The following is a 14,737-nucleotide window of genomic DNA, read 5'->3' on the forward strand; positions in this document are numbered from 1 at the left end:
ATCCTCCGCACCGGTGCGAACGTTTCGGCCCTTCCCCGCGTCGTAGGGAAAACGCGGGGGAGGGGAGGGGTGGCTGTGCTGCGCAGAAGGGCCCGGCGCGCCGAGGGGGCGGACGATCCCCTGGACGCGGCCCAGGAACGGCGGGTGCGGGCGGTGCTCGCGCTCGGTGGGGTGCCGCAGACGGATCTGCCGGACGGCGTCCAGCAGGTAAGGCTGCGGCTGCTGGAGCGGGCGGCGAAGGGCGACGAGGCGCCGCGCGACGTCTCGGCGTGGGCGGCGGTCGTCGCCTCGAACTTCGCCATGGACTGGCACCGGGCCAAACGCCGTCAGGAACGGGTGGGGGAGCGGCTGGCCTCCCTGCGCCAGCTGGAGCACCCCTCCGGCGAGGACACGAGCGTCCTGTCCCTGGCGGTGGCCCGGGGGCTGGACGAGCTGCCCGACCAGCAGCGTCAGGTCCTCGTCCTGCGGTTCTTCGCCGATCTGCCGGTGCGCGGGATCGCCGAGGAACTCGGCATCCCGGAAGGCACGGTCAAGAGCCGGCTGCACTCCGCGGTCCGCGCCCTGCGCGACCGCCTGCACGAGGACGAGGTGGTGTGACGTGGCCGCGGAGCGCACTGAATACGACGGCGTGGACGCGCTGATGGCCGCGATCACGGACGAGCCGCTGCCGGAGGCGGCCCGCGCGGACGCCGCGTTCATGACCGAACACCGGGTCGCCACGGCCGATCTGGCGCTGTTGAGGGAGCAGTTGGGGATCATCGGGGAGGCGCTCTCCGAACCGGAACCGGAACCGGAACCGCGACCCGCTCCGAAGCCCGTGCGCGCGCCCCGCCCCGCCCGCCGGCGTCGGCCTGCCCTGCGCGCCCTCGCCTACGGCACGTTCGCGATGGCGGTCGTCGCCACGATGATCACCGGGATCGCCTGGCTGGCCGCGCACAACGGCGAGGTCTCCGCGTCGGGCAGCAACGCCGACTCCGGGTCCAAGTCCAGTGCCCAGGCCCCGGACAAGATGTCCGGTGCCGGGGGGGTGCCGTCCGACCCCGAGCTGGCGCTGGCCTGCGACCGGCTCGTCGTCGAGGGCACGGTGGCCCGGGTGGAGACGCGGACGGACGATCCCTGGACCCGGATCGTGCTGAGCGTGATCCGCTCCTACAAGCCCGCCAAGGGCCCCTCCCAGGTGTCCTTCCTGCTCGACGGCGGGGCGGACCCGAAGCCGCGCGCGGGCCAGCACGTGCTGGTCGAGGTCGGGCGGGACGCGCGGAACGCGAGCACGTGGGCCGTGGGCGACGACCGTGTCGCCGCGAACCGGGCCTGGATCCTCAAGGCCCTGCCCGGCTCCCGCACCACCACCTGCCCGGCCGAGGAACCGACCGACAAACCGTGAAAGGGCGGGCGCCCGCACGGACGCCCGCCCCGGTTGTCGTACGTGGTGCTACGACTGTCATAGGTGGTGCTACGACGTGACCTTCTCGATCTTCACGCTGCCCAGGCCCGCGACCGTGCCGTGGGCGTTGACCAGTTGGACCTGGCCGAAGAACTCACGGCCCGCCGGAGCGGGGGCCAGGGCGGTGACGCTGCCGGAGACGGTCGCCGAGGCGCCCGTGGCGAGCTTGACCGGCGTCGAGCCGTCGACGGTGACCGTGCCGAGCGCGGACGAGTAGAACAGGTCCAGGTAGTCGTACGCGGTCGAGCCGGACGGCACCGAGTAGCCGGCGACCTCGACGGTGTAGGTACCGGCGGCCGGGTTGGCGATGGAGACCGCCTCCTCCGAGTCGCCGTCGGCGGACTGGCCGACGACCGTACCGGCGGCGTTCTTCACCGTCAGGTCCAGGTCCGCCGCCGTGTCCGAGACGTTGCCGATGGAGACGTTCAGGGCGGTGGCGCCGGCGGGGACGTCGACCGTGGTGGTCTGGGTGACGCCCTCGGTGATGGTGGGCCGCGCGGTCAGCGAGGAACCGAGCGGGCCGCCCTTCAACGTGCCGGTGAGGGCCGCGTAGTTGTTGGTCACCTTCCACGAGGCGGTGGTCGGCGTACCGACCTTGGCCTCGGGCACGGTCACGGTCTCCGGGTCGAAGGCCGCGCCGAGGACGGTGGCGTCCAGCTGGTACGGGTTGTCGAGGTACGGCGAGGTGCGACGCGCCTCGACCTCGATCTCCCACACGCCGGCCTGCGGGTCGGTGTACGACCGCACGTCGGGCTTGCAGCCGTTGCCGTCGAGGTAGTTGTTGTAGCAGTACGGGGTGCCGTTGTTCTCGACCGAGACGCCGTACGGGTGGATGGAGAGGAACCGCGTCTGGCTCTTGTCCTTCAGCCCGCCGATCGCGACCTCAAGGGACTTGGCGCCCTCGGGGACGGTCAGGAAGTACGACTGCGAGCTGTTGCGCTGCACCGAAGTCGACGTGGAATAGGTGTACTTGACCGGCGTCGAGACGACGACCGTCGTCATGATCTGCTTGTCGACGCCTTCGGTCTTCGGGTCGTCGACCTCCAGGATCGCGCTCTTGATGCCCGAACTCCTCGGCGCCGCCTGCACCTTGACGGTCACCGGCTGGTTCAGCGGGAGCCTGACCTCGTCCGGGCCGACGATCCGGAAGGTGTCACCGGCGTTGTTCGCGAAGTGCAGCTTGTGCCGAACGGCCTTGTCCGCACCGGAGGTTCGCGTGATGACGACGTCGTACGTCTTCTTCGCGCCGGCCTTGAGGCCGCCCTCGCGGTCGTACAGGCCGGTGCCGAAGCCCGGGGTCTTCAGCGCGGAGGCGAGCGCGGTGTCGACGGGCGCCTTGACGGCGTAGTCATGAGGCACGGGCTCGTGGGCGGTGGCGCCGCCGCGGATGGACTTCCACGCGTCCACGATGTCGATGAGGCCCGCGCCCTCCTCGTACGCCTGAAGACCTTTGATGTGATCGGCGGTCGAGGTCAGGGCCGTGCGCAGGGTGGCCGGGGTGAGGGCGATGCCCTTCTGCTTGGCGGCGCTCAGCAGCAGCGCCGAGGCGCCCGCGGCCTGCGGGGAGGCCATCGAGGTGCCCTGGAGCATCGAGTAGCCGGCCGGCAGCGAGTAGCCCGCCTCGGCGACCGGGGCGCCCGGGAGCCAGGTCTGGGTGGTGTTGATCGCGGCGCCGGGCGCGACGAGCGTCGGCGTGAAGCCGCCGTCCTCACGCGGACCGCGCGAGGAGAACGGCAGCAGCTGGTACTTCTTCTCCACCTGCGAGCCGTAGTTGGCGGCCCAGGTCTGCTTCGAGATCGAGGCGCCGACGGAGATCACCTTGTCGGCGAGACCGGGGTCGCCGATGGTGTTGGCGCCCGGGCCGGAGTTGCCGGCCGAGATCACCAGCTGCACGCCGTAGGTGTCGATGAGCCGTGTGTACAGCTCGTTGCGCGCGCCGCTGCCGTCGTTCAGCGCGGGAAGACCGCCGATCGACATGTTGACGATGTCGACACCGCGGTTGACGACGAGGTCGATCATGCCCTCGGTGAGCGCCACGTTGGTGCAGCCGCCGGTCCAGGTGCAGGCGCGCGAGGAGACGATCTTCGCGCCGGGGGCCTCGCCGTTCATCTTCCCGCCGAACAGGCCGTTCGCGGCGGTGATGCCGGCGACGTGCGTGCCGTGCTCGGACTCGATGACGCCGATGTTGACGAAGTCGGCCGTCTTGCCGACCCAGGACCCGCCGTACGGGTCCATCGGGACGTCCTTGCGGATCTGCACGACGAACGGCTGCCGCTCGACGACGTCCGTCGCCGGGTTGTCGGTACCGAAGTAGCCGATCTGGTACCCGTCCTTGTACGGCTTCATCGGCGTGTCGTCGCCGAAGTCGTGGTTGTTGTTCAGGTCGACCGTCACGGTGCCGGCCGCCGGGTCGTAGAGCACGCCCCACGAGTCGGTGGTGTCACCGTCCCGGTTCGCGTCGCCCGCCGCGTCGCCGCCGGTGGTGTACGACTCCTTGAACGTGCTGATCTCGTACGACCCCGTCGGCGCCGTCCACGTCAGGCCGCCGTAGGTGAAGGTGGGCCCGGACACGGCCGTCACCATCGGGCGCCAGGTCTGGTCGTTGTCGACGATCGGGTCGGTCGCGGTGACCCAGTCGACGATCTTGCGCTCGCCGGTGGTGGTCTTCTGCAGCGCCGGGTGGCCGAGGTCGACGCCGGAGTCGAGGATGCCGATCGTGATGCCGCGGCCGTCCGCCTTCGGGTTCTTCTTCACGAAGTCGACGGCGCCCGTCTCGAAGGACGGGTTGTACGGGTTCTCGGCGGGGGTGTTCTTGTCCGGCCCGGAGTAAGTGGTCGCGGTGGACGCGCTCTTGGCGCCGCTCGCGGTGTCCGCGCTCGGCGTCGGGTCGTCGAGCGCGATCTCCTGCCGCAGGTCGATGGCGTGCACGGAGGACAGCTTCGCGGCGGCGGCGATCGCCGAGTCCGCCCTGCCGGTCGGGACGGTGGCGCGGACGTAGCCGAGCTTGTCGTAGGTGCGGCCCACGGAGCCGCCCTTGACCGCGTCCAGCTGCTGGGCGACCTGCTCGGTCCGGCCCGGCGCGGTGGCGATCATCATCGTGACGTTCTTGTCGCCGTCGGCCTTGGCGGCGGCGAGCAGATCGGCGTCGTCCGAACCGAGCTTGGCGGCGGCGGACTTGACGGTGCCGTCGGTGGGCGCGGTGCCGGACGGCGTGTCGGCGGAGAAGGCCATGGGTATCGGCCCGGCCGCGGAGAGCGCGGCGACGAGACCGGCGGCCACGGATATGCGGGCCACACGTCTCTTGGGGTTGAGGGTCATCGGCATCCCTTGTAGGTGAAGAATCCAGTGCCGGACGAGCGCACAGCTTTACCCAAGGGACGGTTGTTTGGGAAGTGTTGACCGAATCGATATGGACGTATGGGGAAAACCCCCTATGCGTTCCGGGGGTTCGCGCGCGCGTAGTGGCGGGACGCCTTCGCGCGGTTTCCGCAGGACGCCATGGAGCACCAGCGCCGGGTGCCGTTCCTCGACGTGTCGAGGAAGTGCAGGATGCACGCGTCGTGGGCGCAGCGGCGGATGCGGTCGGGGGCGGTGGAGAGCAGCTCCAGGTAGTTGCGGGCGGCGAGCCAGCCGGGGCCCCACCTGGGGTCCTCGAACTCGGGGATCTCACCGGGGCCCTCGGCGGTGACGGTGGCCCTGATCCGGCCCTGGTCGAGGACGAGGTCGAGGTCCTCCGCGCCCTGTGCGAGTGAACCGTCCACCACCGCGTGGAGCGCGTCGCGCGCGATCTTGGTGTGCAGCAGGGTGATCGGATTGGCCTCGAACCGCTCGCCGAGCCCGGCCGAGCCGAGCCATACGGCGAGCCCGCGGGGGCTGGAGAGCAGATCCTGCACGGACCCGTCCCGCATCCACCGCGTGTTGAGCAGGTCGAGGGCGAGCGGCTCGCCGACGAGCGGGCGGGGGTCGGTGGTGGCGGACATGGGCATCGAGAAGCTCCCTTCTGATCTAACCGCTCAAGAGTACGTGACCGGTTGACCCTCTCCGGTGTAACCGTTAACGTCACTCCCAACGGTTAGACCAGAGGAGGGCTTTTCATGACCCTGCACGCCGGCCACGTCGGCCTGAACGTCACCGACCTCGACCGCTCGCTCGCCTTCTACCGCGATGTCCTCGGCTTCACGGTCCTCACCGAGGGCAAAGAGGACGACGACCGCCGATACGCGTTCCTGGGCGACGGCGGCGACCACCCCGTCCTCACCCTCTGGCAGCAGGCGCGGGGGCCGTACGGCGGCGACCGCGCCGGCCTGCACCACCTGGCGTTCGCGGCCGACTCGATCGAGCAGGTCCAGCGGTACGAGGAGGCACTCAAGGCCTACGGCGCCGACTTCGCGTACGAGGGTGTGGTCGCCCACCGCGAGGGCGCGGCCTCGGGCGGCGTCTTCTTCCACGACCCGGACGGCACCCGCCTGGAGATCTCGGTGCCGAGCGGCGCGGAGAGCGCCCCGGCCCCCCACGACCAGGCCCCGACCTGCGGTTTCTTCTAGCCGTGGAGGCCACAGGGGCGGCCATGGAGACCTACCACACGGGCTCGCGGACCGTGCAGGACCGGGTGGGAGTGCGTGACGTCGCCGATCACGTCGGCCGGATCATCGGCCAGGGCATCAAACCCGTGGCCGCCGCCTTCCTCGAACTCCAGCCGCTCCTGATCCTGGGCGCCGCCGACCCGGCGACGGACAGGGTGTGGGCGTCACCGCTCACCGGCGCACCCGGTTTCGTACGGGCGACGGGCCCGCACCAGATCTCGGTCACCGACGGCACCCGCCCGGCCGACCCCCTGACCCCGGCCCTCGCCGGGGCACGGGACCTGCCGGTCGGCACGATCGCCCTCGACCCCCGCACCCGCCGCCGTATGCGTGTCGACGGCCGACTCCGGTCCACGGCACGGGGGTTCGCGATCGAGGCGGAGCGGGTGTTCTCCAACTGCCCGAAATACATCCAGCGGAGGGAGTCCTACGAGACAGTCGCCGACCGCGAACCCGCGCGGCCCCGGCGCGGCGCCGAACTGACCACGGCACAGACCGAGTTCATCGCGGCGGCCGACACCTTCTTCCTCGCCACCGTCCACGAGCACGGCGCCGGCGCCAGCCACCGGGGCGGCAACCCCGGCTTCGTACAGGCGATGTCACCCCACGAACTGACCTGGCCGGACTACGCCGGCAACGCCATGTTCCTGAGCCTGGGCAACCTCCTCACCGACCCCCGCGCGGGCCTCCTCTTCCTGGACTGGAACACGGGCACGACCCTCCAACTCACCGGCGAGGCAAGGACGGAGTTCGGGGAGGACGGGGAGCGCAGGGTGCGTTTCACCCTCGACGAGGTCATCGAGAGTGCCGCAGCGATCCCGCTGCGCTGGTCCGCCCCCGAATACTCACCTGCCAATCCGACCCCGGCGAGTTGAGCGCCCCTCCAGGGGCGCGGGGCTGTATCGATATGCGGCTCCGCCGCGTGGGCGCGACCAGCCACAACGGCGCGACAGCCGAAAAAATCCACATTGCGGCACTTCCAACAGAGCACCTAACGTCTCCGGATGCGCAAAAAGCTGAGGGTCGCCGCCTACGCCGTCTGCGTCCAGGACGGCCAACTCCTGCTAGCCCGATCGCCCGCCGACCGCGGAGGACACGAGTGGGTCCTCCCCGGCGGCGGCATGGACCACGGCGAGCACCCCAACGACACAGTGGTCAGGGAACTGGAGGAGGAGACCGGCTACCACATCGAGGTCACCGGTTTCCTCGGCATGGACTCGATCCACCACGTCATTCCATGGAGCTACCGCCGCAAGGTGGACCAACACGGCCTCCGGCTCGTGTACGAGGGCCGGATCGTCGGCGGCGAGCTGCGCCACGAGATCGGCGGCTCCACCGACATGGCCGCCTGGCACCCGCTGGACGACGTACCCGGCCTCACCAGGGTCGGGCTGATCGACGTGGCGCTGAAGCTGTGGCGGGAGCGGCCGACCACCGGCCGTGCAACGACGGCCGCCGAAGACTGACAAAGCGTTCTATGTCATCCACCTGCCGGATCAATCCCCGTTCTGGAATGCTGAGTCGACCGAACAGTGCCGAGGGGGACGGCCATGCAGTGGACGACGTCCATCACATACGGCGCACTCGGCGGCCTGGTCGTGGAGATCGTCGTCTTCTACGGCCGCATCGCGGCGTGGCAGGCGGCCCGCCACCGGGTGCTGTCGCGGAACAAGCCACGTGAGGAACTGCCGCGACTCGACGAGTACATCGACCCGGCCTCCGACGCACTGGCCGCCCTCACCCGGCTGTCGCTGGGCGCCGGGGCCGGCTGGATCTTCTCCCCACAGCTCACCGGAGCGCTGGCGGCCGTCGCCGTGGGCGCGTCGGCGCCGGCGCTGCTGCGACAGCTCGGCAGCGCGCGGACCCTCCAGGCGGTGATCGGGGGAGAGCAGCCGGCTCCGGCCGACCCGGGTGGGGCGGAGGTACTCGAGTCGTGAGCAGGCTCGCGCAGCGCTACTGGGCTTCGCTGACGGACGCCAATGTCGAGTCACTGGACGAGTTGATCGAACGGGGGAGACGGAGGGACGGTCCGCTGTGGCGCCGGTACCTCGCGTCTCTGCTGGACATCCCGGCTCCGGGGCCGGCGCCGGGCGAGGTGGAGGGGCGGGCGGAGCGGGCGGCGGTGGAAGAGGAGCGGGAGCCGCCGACGTCCACCGTCCACTACACGCTCGACACGACCATCGAGACCGGGAGCGTGCCGGCCGTTGCCCGCAAGAGGGGCTGGGGCGTCGGCAGTTGGGCTCTCGCTGCGGTCCTTTGCGTCGTCGGCACGGTCATCGGTCTGTCGGTGCACCACACGGCGCAGGAGTCGGTGACGACGCCCATCTACATCGGGACGACTCCACGGCAGAGTCCGCCGGCGAGCGCGCGTGTGGAGACCGACGACTACGCCTGGGTTCCGCCCAAGGGCTGGCGGCGTGACATGAAGACGGGCGCAGAGGTGCACTACACCTCCCCGAGCGGCGACCAGGAAATCGTGGCGAAAGCCTCCCTCGCGCGTGGCGACCTGGTGGCGACCTGGAAAGCCTCGGAGAAAAACGCCCACCAAGGCCAGGGCTACCGGAAGATCCGCCTGGAAGAGGCGGTGTTCGAGGGCTGGCCCGCCGTCCTCTGGGAATACACCTTCACACTCAAGGGCGTCCCCTGGCACGCAGTGCTCCTCGGATTCCAGGCGAATGGGAGGACGTACCAGATCAACACCTGGTACCGACCGGACATCGAAACGCAGGCGCTCAAGACCTATGAGACGGTCAGAGCGAGCTTCACGGTGATCGCTCCGCCGCAGACGACGTCGCCGCCCTCGTCCCCCGGGAACTAGGTTCACTACCCCGGGAGATGAACGCAACGTAGCCGCTCCCCGGCCATGCGAAGAGCGTTCGCGAACGCACAGGGTGTCGCAAGATCCACGTACGGTGATCGGCGCTACGCGTTGCCGTCTTGTTTACGTGCAGGTCATCCCCGATGCCAAGCATCCAGTACGAGCGGGAAGTTCGCGACCGCGATCGAAAACCGGTCGCCGCGAACCCTCGCGACCACTGCCGACGCAGTTCGTACTCGGGGAGATCGCGCCATGTCGCGCACACGCTCTGTCGCCAGCTCCGCGCTGGGGGTCAACCGCCGTACCGTCCTCGCCGCCACCGCGGCCGTGTCCGTCTCCGCAGGCGTCGGTTACGCCCTACGGCCCACCGACAGCCAGGCCGCCACCGCCGACGCGACCACCGCCGCCGCCGAGGCGCCCGTGGCGCACTCCCGCGTGGCACCGGCCGCACCCCTCGCCCCGTACACCAAGGGCACCACCCTCGCGACGGTCGCCACCCCGCGCACCAGCTCCGGTTACCGCCGCCTCGGCGACGGCGCCGGCTGGAAGCGCGTCGTGCGCGCCGACCTCGCCGCCGCCAAGTCCGGGCGCGCGGGCCGCCGTACGGCACTCGCGTCGTTCGTGCAGTTCACCGACCTGCACCTGGCCGACACCCAGCACCCGTTGCGCCTGGAGTACTTCCGCTCGACCGCTGTGAACACCTGGCGCCCGCAGGAGGCGCTGACCGTGCAGGGCGGGATCTCGCTGGTCGAGCGGGTCAACGCGCTGCGCGGCGCCCCGGTCACCGGCTCCCCGCTGCACTTCGTCATGACCACCGGCGACAACACGGACAACAACGCCAAGTCCGAGCTGGAATGGTTCATGAAGACCATGAGCGGCGGCCGGTTCACCCCCAACACCGGTGACCCGCGCCACTACGAGGGCGTCCAGAACAGCGGCCTCAAGCTGTACTGGCAGCCCGACTCCGCGCTCCGCGACGGCGACAAGCAGCTCGGCTTCCCGCACCTGCACGGCTTCCTGGCCGCCGCGATCCGCGAGGTCCGCAGCCCCGGCCTCAACCTGCCCTGGTACTCCACGGTCGGCAACCACGACGCGCTCCCGCTCGGCTGCTACGGCTCGCACGGTGACACCTACCTCACCGAACTCGCCGTCGGCGGCAAGAAGTTGATGAGCGTGTCGGCGTCCGAGGCGAAGAAGCTCCGGGACTCGATCAGGCAGGTCAAGGACCCCAAGGGCGTCGGATACGCCGACTTCCTCAAGGCCCACGCCCGCTCGATGCGCTCGGTCACCCCGGACGAGAACCGCGCCCCGTACACCCAGGCCGAGTACCTCAAGGCCCACCTCGACCCGGCCTACCAGGGCCTCGGCCCGGTCGGCCACGGCTACTCCTCCGCGAACGTCGACGCGGGCACCCAGTACTACGCGTTCCGCATCGCCGACGACGTGATCGGCATCAGCCTGGACACCACGGACGCGGGCGGCCACTACGAAGGGTCCATCGGGGCAACGCAGTTGAGGTGGCTCGACAAGACACTCCGCGACAACAAGGACTCGTACGCGGTGATCTTCAGCCACCACACCAGCAAGACGATGGACAACACCCGCCCCGACCCGGCGCACCCCAGCGAGCGCCGCTACGACGGTTCGGCGGTCGTCGCGCTCCTCGGCAGCCACCCGAACGTGCTGGCCTGGGTGAACGGCCACATCCACCGCAACGTCATCACCCCGCACTCGGCGCCCGACGGCCGCAGCTTCTGGGAGATCTCCACCGCCTCGCACGTCGACCATCCCCAACTCGCCCGCGTCATCGAGCTGGTGGACAACAAGGACGGCACGCTGTCCGTCTTCACCACGCTGATCGAGTCCGCGGCTCCGCACCGCACCGACTTCTCCGACCTCACCCAGACCGGCCTCGCGGCCCTCTACCGCGAACTGTCCTACAACGCGCCGGGCTCCAGCACGGTGCTGGGCGGCGACGCGAAGGACCGCAACACCGAGTTGATCCTCAAGAAGGGCTGAAACTCACTCAACTGGCGTACACCGGAGCAACCTTCGTATCGGACCCCTGTGTCCCTCCCCTCGACCGAGCCGAACAGGGCTCAACGAAGGGGGAAGACATGGCAGTTCGAGCGGTAGTGATGGGTGCGACGGCGGTGGCGCTGTCGGTGGCGCTGGCGGGTCCCGCGACGGCGGCGCCCGCCGGAGGGAACCACACGGCGACCCGGCAGGCGATCCAGGCAGCCGTGCAGGACGGCGTACCCGGTGTGACGGCCACTGTGCGGGACGGCGGCACCACCTGGTCGACGACAGCCGGTGTGGGCAACCTCCGCACCGGCAAGCCGCGTTCGGCCGATGACCGCTACCGGGTGGGCAGTATCACCAAGGCATTCGTGTCGACGGTGCTGCTCCAGCTGGAGGCGGAGGGCCGCCTGTCGCTCGACGACACGGTGGAGAAATGGCTGCCGGGCACGGTCCACGGCAACGGCAACGACGGTGGCAAGATCACGGTCCGCCAGCTCCTGAACCACACCAGCGGCATCTACAACTACACGCAGGACGACGACTTCGGCCGCGCGTACTTCACCAAGGACGGCTTCTTCCAGCACCGTTACGACACGAAGACCCCGGCCGACCTGGTGGCGATCGCGATGTCCCACAAGCCGGACTTCGCGCCGGGCACGTCGTGGCACTACTCCAACACGAACTACGTCCTGGCGGGCATGGTCATCCAGAAGGTCACCGGCCACTCGTACGCGACGGAGATCCGCCACCGCATCATCAACCCCCTGAAACTGACGGCGACTTCACTCCCCGGCACGGGGGTGACGGTGCCGAGCCCGAGCAGTCACGCCTACAGCAAGCTGGCGGAGACGACGACGGGCCCGACGTACGACGTCACGAAACTGAATCCGTCCATCGCCTCCTCGGCGGGCGAGATCATCTCCGACTCCGCCGACCTGGACCGCTTCTACGGCGCGCTGCTGGGCGGAAAGCTCCTCCCGGCGAAGCAGCTCGAGGAGATGCAGACGACGGTGCCGGCGGGCGACAGCCCGACCACGCGCTACGGCCTGGGTATCTCCGACATCCACCTGCCCTGCGGCGTCCATCTCTGGGGCCACGACGGCGGCATCCACGGCTCCCAGTCCGCGGTGGTGGCGACGCCGGACGGCCGCCACGCGCTGGCGTTCAACTTCAACGGGGACTGGTCCGGGGACGCGGGGGCGGTGGTGGTGGGGGAGTTCTGCGGCAAGTAGGGACACCGCGGGCGGGCTCGCTTGCGTAAGCGGAACAAGGTTCCATATGCTGTTCCGGAACCTTGTTCCGCTTATCGTGTTCCCTCTAGGAGAGCCATGCACTACCGCACACTGGGCCGCACCGGCATCAAGGTCAGCCCCTACTGCCTGGGCGCGATGATGTTCGGCGCCGTCGGCAACCCCGACCACGACGACTCCGTCCGGATCATCCACAAGGCGCTCGACGCGGGCATCAACTTCATCGACACCGCCGACTTCTACTCGCACGGCGAGTCCGAGGAGATCGTCGGCAAGGCGCTGAAGGACGGCCGTCGCGACAACGTCGTACTGGCGACCAAGGCGCACCTCCCGATGGGCGACGACCCCAACCGGCGCGGAAACTCCCGGCGTTGGCTGGTCCGCGCGCTGGAGGACTCCCTGCGCCGCCTGGGCACCGACCACGTCGACCTGTTCCAGATCCACCGCCCCGAGCCGGAGACGGACGTGGAGGAAACCCTCTCGGCCCTCACGGACCTGGTGCGCGCGGGCAAGATCCGGGCGATCGGCACGTCCTCGTTCCCCGCGTCGGAGATCGTCGAGGCGCAGTGGGTGGCGGAGCGGCGCGGTCTGGTCCGCTTCCGCACGGAACAGCCGACGTACTCGATCCTCAACCGGGGCATCGAACGCGAGGTGCTGCCGGTCTGCGAGCGCTACGGCATGGGCACCCTGGTCTACAGCCCCCTCGCGGGCGGCCTCCTGACCGGCCGCTACCGCAAGGCTCGGCAGACGGACACCCACCGCTCCACGTTCGGCTTCAAACACCTCACCGACGAACACCGCCTGGACGCGGTCGAGCACCTCGTCACCCTCGCCGAAAAGGCGGACCTCCCGCTGACCCACCTGGCCCTGGCCTTCGCGATCACCCACCCCGGCGTCACCTCGGCGATCATCGGCCCCCGCACGATGGCCCACCTCGACGACCTGCTCGCCGGCGCGGACACCGTCCTGTCCGACGAACTCCTCGACGAGATCGACGCGTTGGTACCGCCCGGCACGGACGTGGGGACGCTGGACATGGCCTACGAGCCGCCGGCGATCCAGCGGCCGGTGCTGCGCAGGCGCGGGTTCGGGGAGCGCGCGGCGGCCTGACCAACGGGGCCGGTGCCGAGACGAAGGGCCCGCCCAGGCGTCTCTCCGCATTCCTTGATTGGTTTCCGCGGGACGACATCGGCAAGACGGTTCGCGCCCGGCTCGCCGGAGGCCCCCGCACCAATTGACCCCGGGATAACCAACCGGACCCAGACACGAGACGCACAGTTCATTCATGCGAAATGTCCGTGCCGCCTCATAACGGCTAACCCGCTGTTCACGGGGATGGCTCGATTCATACGCAAGGCGGGTGGTCGTGTGCGCGCTAGACACGAGCTGCACGTGCTGTCGGTCTACGAAGGCTTCTTCTCCGGGGGAGCCCGAATCGTCCACAGCGACGTCGTTCTGGGACTGGTGGAGGGCGGCCAGCATCATTCGGTGCTGAGCATTCACGGAGAGGTGCACCGAGAAGCAACCCGGCAGGCCATGGAGAACGACGCCTGCTACCAGCAACTGACCTCGGCCGGGGTCGGCGTCTCCACCCTCGGCCGCAGTTTCGGCGGCGACCGGGACCCGGACGGCACCGTCAGCGACGGCTTCACCGGCCCCGAGCTGGCCGACGCGGCCCGCGCCCTGGCGGACGCCGACGTCGTCCTGTCGCTCAAGGAGCAGCCGCTCTCGCTGCTCAACCAGGCGGGTCTGCCCCGCCGCCCCGTCGTCGTGTGCCTGCACCGTTCGGACCCCGAACACCAGGGCGCCGCCCTCGACGAACTGAAGGCCGCCATCGCCGACGGCAAGGTCGTCGCCTGCGTCTGCTGCGCGGAATCCACCCGCGACGCCTACCAGGCCGCCGGCATCCCGCCCGAGGTCCTGCACGTCATCCCCAACGGCGTCGACCTCTTCCGCTTCCGCCCCGATCCCGCCCGGCGGCTCGCGCTGCGCGCCTCCCTCGGAATCCCGGATGCCGCCCCCGTCGTCGTGTTCGCCGCCCGCTACGCCACCATGAAGAACATCCCGCTCTTCCTCCGCGCCGCCCACGAATGGCTACGACGCGAACCCGCCGGCCACGTCCTGATGTGCGGCACGGGCATGACCGCCGACAACCAGCCCGCCCTCTCCGCCGACATCGACGACGCCTTCGGGGCGGACCGGCACCGGCTCGCCGACCGGCTCCATCTCCTCGGCGTACGGCGGGACATGGAGACCGTCTACGCCGGGTCGGACGTCGTCGCCCTGACGTCGTCCTTCGGCGAGGCCGCGCCGCTGTGCCTCATCGAGGGCATGATGTGCGGGGCCGTACCCGTCGCCACCGACGTCGGCGACAGCGCGTCCATCGTCGCCGGGCACGGCATCGTCACGCCCCCCGACCCGGACGCCATCGCGTCGGCCTGGACCGAGGCGGTCATCGGCCGCGCGGAGTTCGCCCAGGCCCACGCCCGCAGCCGCGAACGCTTCAGCCGTACGCGCATGATCGCCTCCTACGCCGCCCTCATCGACGGCCTGCACACGAGTCATACGACCACCTCCGCGACCCCTCCGCCCCTGCCCGAACCCCTGTAGACACACATGA

At 70.0% G+C, this 14,737-nt stretch carries 13 protein-coding genes; 11 read left to right on the forward strand and 2 right to left on the reverse strand.

Annotated elements, in window-relative coordinates; all coding sequences use genetic code 11:
• Positions 1–69 precede the first annotated feature (69 nt).
• Together ACIQBL_RS14900 and ACIQBL_RS14905 are read left to right on the forward strand one after the other, a co-directional pair.
• Positions 70–597 carry a sigma-70 family RNA polymerase sigma factor gene (locus ACIQBL_RS14900; RefSeq protein WP_401941203.1) on the forward strand — a complete coding sequence of 176 codons (528 nt, stop codon included), beginning with the start codon at positions 70–72 and terminating at the stop codon, positions 595–597.
• Between the two features lies 1 nt (position 598).
• Positions 599–1,384, forward strand: a complete 786-nt coding sequence (locus tag ACIQBL_RS14905; protein ID WP_401941206.1) for a hypothetical protein — start codon at positions 599–601, stop codon at positions 1,382–1,384.
• Between the two features lie 69 nt (positions 1,385–1,453).
• Here the strand turns inward: ACIQBL_RS14905 and ACIQBL_RS14910 are convergent, their stop codons facing one another.
• Both ACIQBL_RS14910 and ACIQBL_RS14915 read right to left on the reverse strand, forming a co-directional pair.
• On the reverse strand, positions 1,454–4,762 hold the full coding sequence (locus ACIQBL_RS14910) for a S8 family serine peptidase (RefSeq protein ID WP_401941208.1): 3,309 nt from the start codon (positions 4,760–4,762) through the stop codon (positions 1,454–1,456).
• 113 nt (positions 4,763–4,875) lie between these two features.
• The gene (locus ACIQBL_RS14915) at positions 4,876–5,424 is read right to left on the reverse strand and encodes a CGNR zinc finger domain-containing protein (RefSeq protein ID WP_401942502.1); all 549 of its coding nucleotides are present in this window, start codon (positions 5,422–5,424) and stop codon (positions 4,876–4,878) included.
• A 114-nt stretch (positions 5,425–5,538) separates the two neighbouring features.
• On the opposite strand from ACIQBL_RS14915, the gene ACIQBL_RS14920 reads away from it, so the two are divergent.
• From ACIQBL_RS14920 to ACIQBL_RS14960, 9 genes are all read left to right on the forward strand, one after another.
• Positions 5,539–5,988: a VOC family protein gene (locus ACIQBL_RS14920; protein WP_401941210.1), complete on the forward strand. Its 450-nt coding sequence runs from the start codon at positions 5,539–5,541 to the stop codon at positions 5,986–5,988.
• Between the two features lie 23 nt (positions 5,989–6,011).
• Positions 6,012–6,902: a pyridoxamine 5'-phosphate oxidase family protein gene (locus ACIQBL_RS14925; RefSeq protein WP_401941212.1), complete on the forward strand. Its 891-nt coding sequence runs from the start codon at positions 6,012–6,014 to the stop codon at positions 6,900–6,902.
• 129 nt (positions 6,903–7,031) lie between these two features.
• The gene (locus ACIQBL_RS14930; protein WP_401941215.1) at positions 7,032–7,493 is read left to right on the forward strand and encodes an NUDIX hydrolase; all 462 of its coding nucleotides are present in this window, start codon (positions 7,032–7,034) and stop codon (positions 7,491–7,493) included.
• Between the two features lie 84 nt (positions 7,494–7,577).
• Positions 7,578–7,964 carry a hypothetical protein gene (locus ACIQBL_RS14935; protein ID WP_401941218.1) on the forward strand — a complete coding sequence of 129 codons (387 nt, stop codon included), beginning with the start codon at positions 7,578–7,580 and terminating at the stop codon, positions 7,962–7,964.
• Positions 7,961–8,845 carry a hypothetical protein gene (locus ACIQBL_RS14940; protein WP_401941221.1) on the forward strand — a complete coding sequence of 295 codons (885 nt, stop codon included), beginning with the start codon at positions 7,961–7,963 and terminating at the stop codon, positions 8,843–8,845. Before ACIQBL_RS14935 ends, ACIQBL_RS14940 begins: the two co-directional genes overlap by 4 nt.
• 252 nt (positions 8,846–9,097) lie before the next feature.
• Positions 9,098–10,864, forward strand: coding sequence for a TIGR03767 family metallophosphoesterase (locus ACIQBL_RS14945; protein WP_401941223.1), 1,767 nt, complete (start codon positions 9,098–9,100; stop codon positions 10,862–10,864).
• Between the two features lie 98 nt (positions 10,865–10,962).
• Positions 10,963–12,099, forward strand: coding sequence for a serine hydrolase domain-containing protein (locus ACIQBL_RS14950; protein ID WP_401941225.1), 1,137 nt, complete (start codon positions 10,963–10,965; stop codon positions 12,097–12,099).
• Positions 12,100–12,195: 96 nt separating this feature from the next.
• Positions 12,196–13,227, forward strand: a complete 1,032-nt coding sequence (locus ACIQBL_RS14955; protein ID WP_401941228.1) for an aldo/keto reductase — start codon at positions 12,196–12,198, stop codon at positions 13,225–13,227.
• A 282-nt stretch (positions 13,228–13,509) separates the two neighbouring features.
• Positions 13,510–14,727 carry a glycosyltransferase gene (locus ACIQBL_RS14960; protein ID WP_401942505.1) on the forward strand — a complete coding sequence of 406 codons (1,218 nt, stop codon included), beginning with the start codon at positions 13,510–13,512 and terminating at the stop codon, positions 14,725–14,727.
• The last annotated feature ends 10 nt before the right edge of the window (positions 14,728–14,737 follow it).

Source organism: Streptomyces sp. NPDC088350 (assembly GCF_044753545.1).
In the GTDB taxonomy this organism is placed as follows: Bacteria; Actinomycetota; Actinomycetes; order Streptomycetales; family Streptomycetaceae; genus Streptomyces.

Coding starts and splice junctions, on each gene's coding strand:
- ACIQBL_RS14910 (WP_401941208.1), bottom strand. CDS start 4,762: ATGACCCTCAACCCCAAGAGACGTGTGGCCCGCATATCCGTGGCCGCC.
- ACIQBL_RS14915 (WP_401942502.1), bottom strand. CDS start 5,424: ATGTCCGCCACCACCGACCCCCGCCCGCTCGTCGGCGAGCCGCTCGCC.
- ACIQBL_RS14920 (WP_401941210.1), top strand. CDS start 5,539: ATGACCCTGCACGCCGGCCACGTCGGCCTGAACGTCACCGACCTCGAC.
- ACIQBL_RS14925 (WP_401941212.1), top strand. CDS start 6,012: ATGGAGACCTACCACACGGGCTCGCGGACCGTGCAGGACCGGGTGGGA.
- ACIQBL_RS14930 (WP_401941215.1), top strand. CDS start 7,032: ATGCGCAAAAAGCTGAGGGTCGCCGCCTACGCCGTCTGCGTCCAGGAC.
- ACIQBL_RS14935 (WP_401941218.1), top strand. CDS start 7,578: ATGCAGTGGACGACGTCCATCACATACGGCGCACTCGGCGGCCTGGTC.
- ACIQBL_RS14945 (WP_401941223.1), top strand. CDS start 9,098: ATGTCGCGCACACGCTCTGTCGCCAGCTCCGCGCTGGGGGTCAACCGC.
- ACIQBL_RS14950 (WP_401941225.1), top strand. CDS start 10,963: ATGGCAGTTCGAGCGGTAGTGATGGGTGCGACGGCGGTGGCGCTGTCG.
- ACIQBL_RS14955 (WP_401941228.1), top strand. CDS start 12,196: ATGCACTACCGCACACTGGGCCGCACCGGCATCAAGGTCAGCCCCTAC.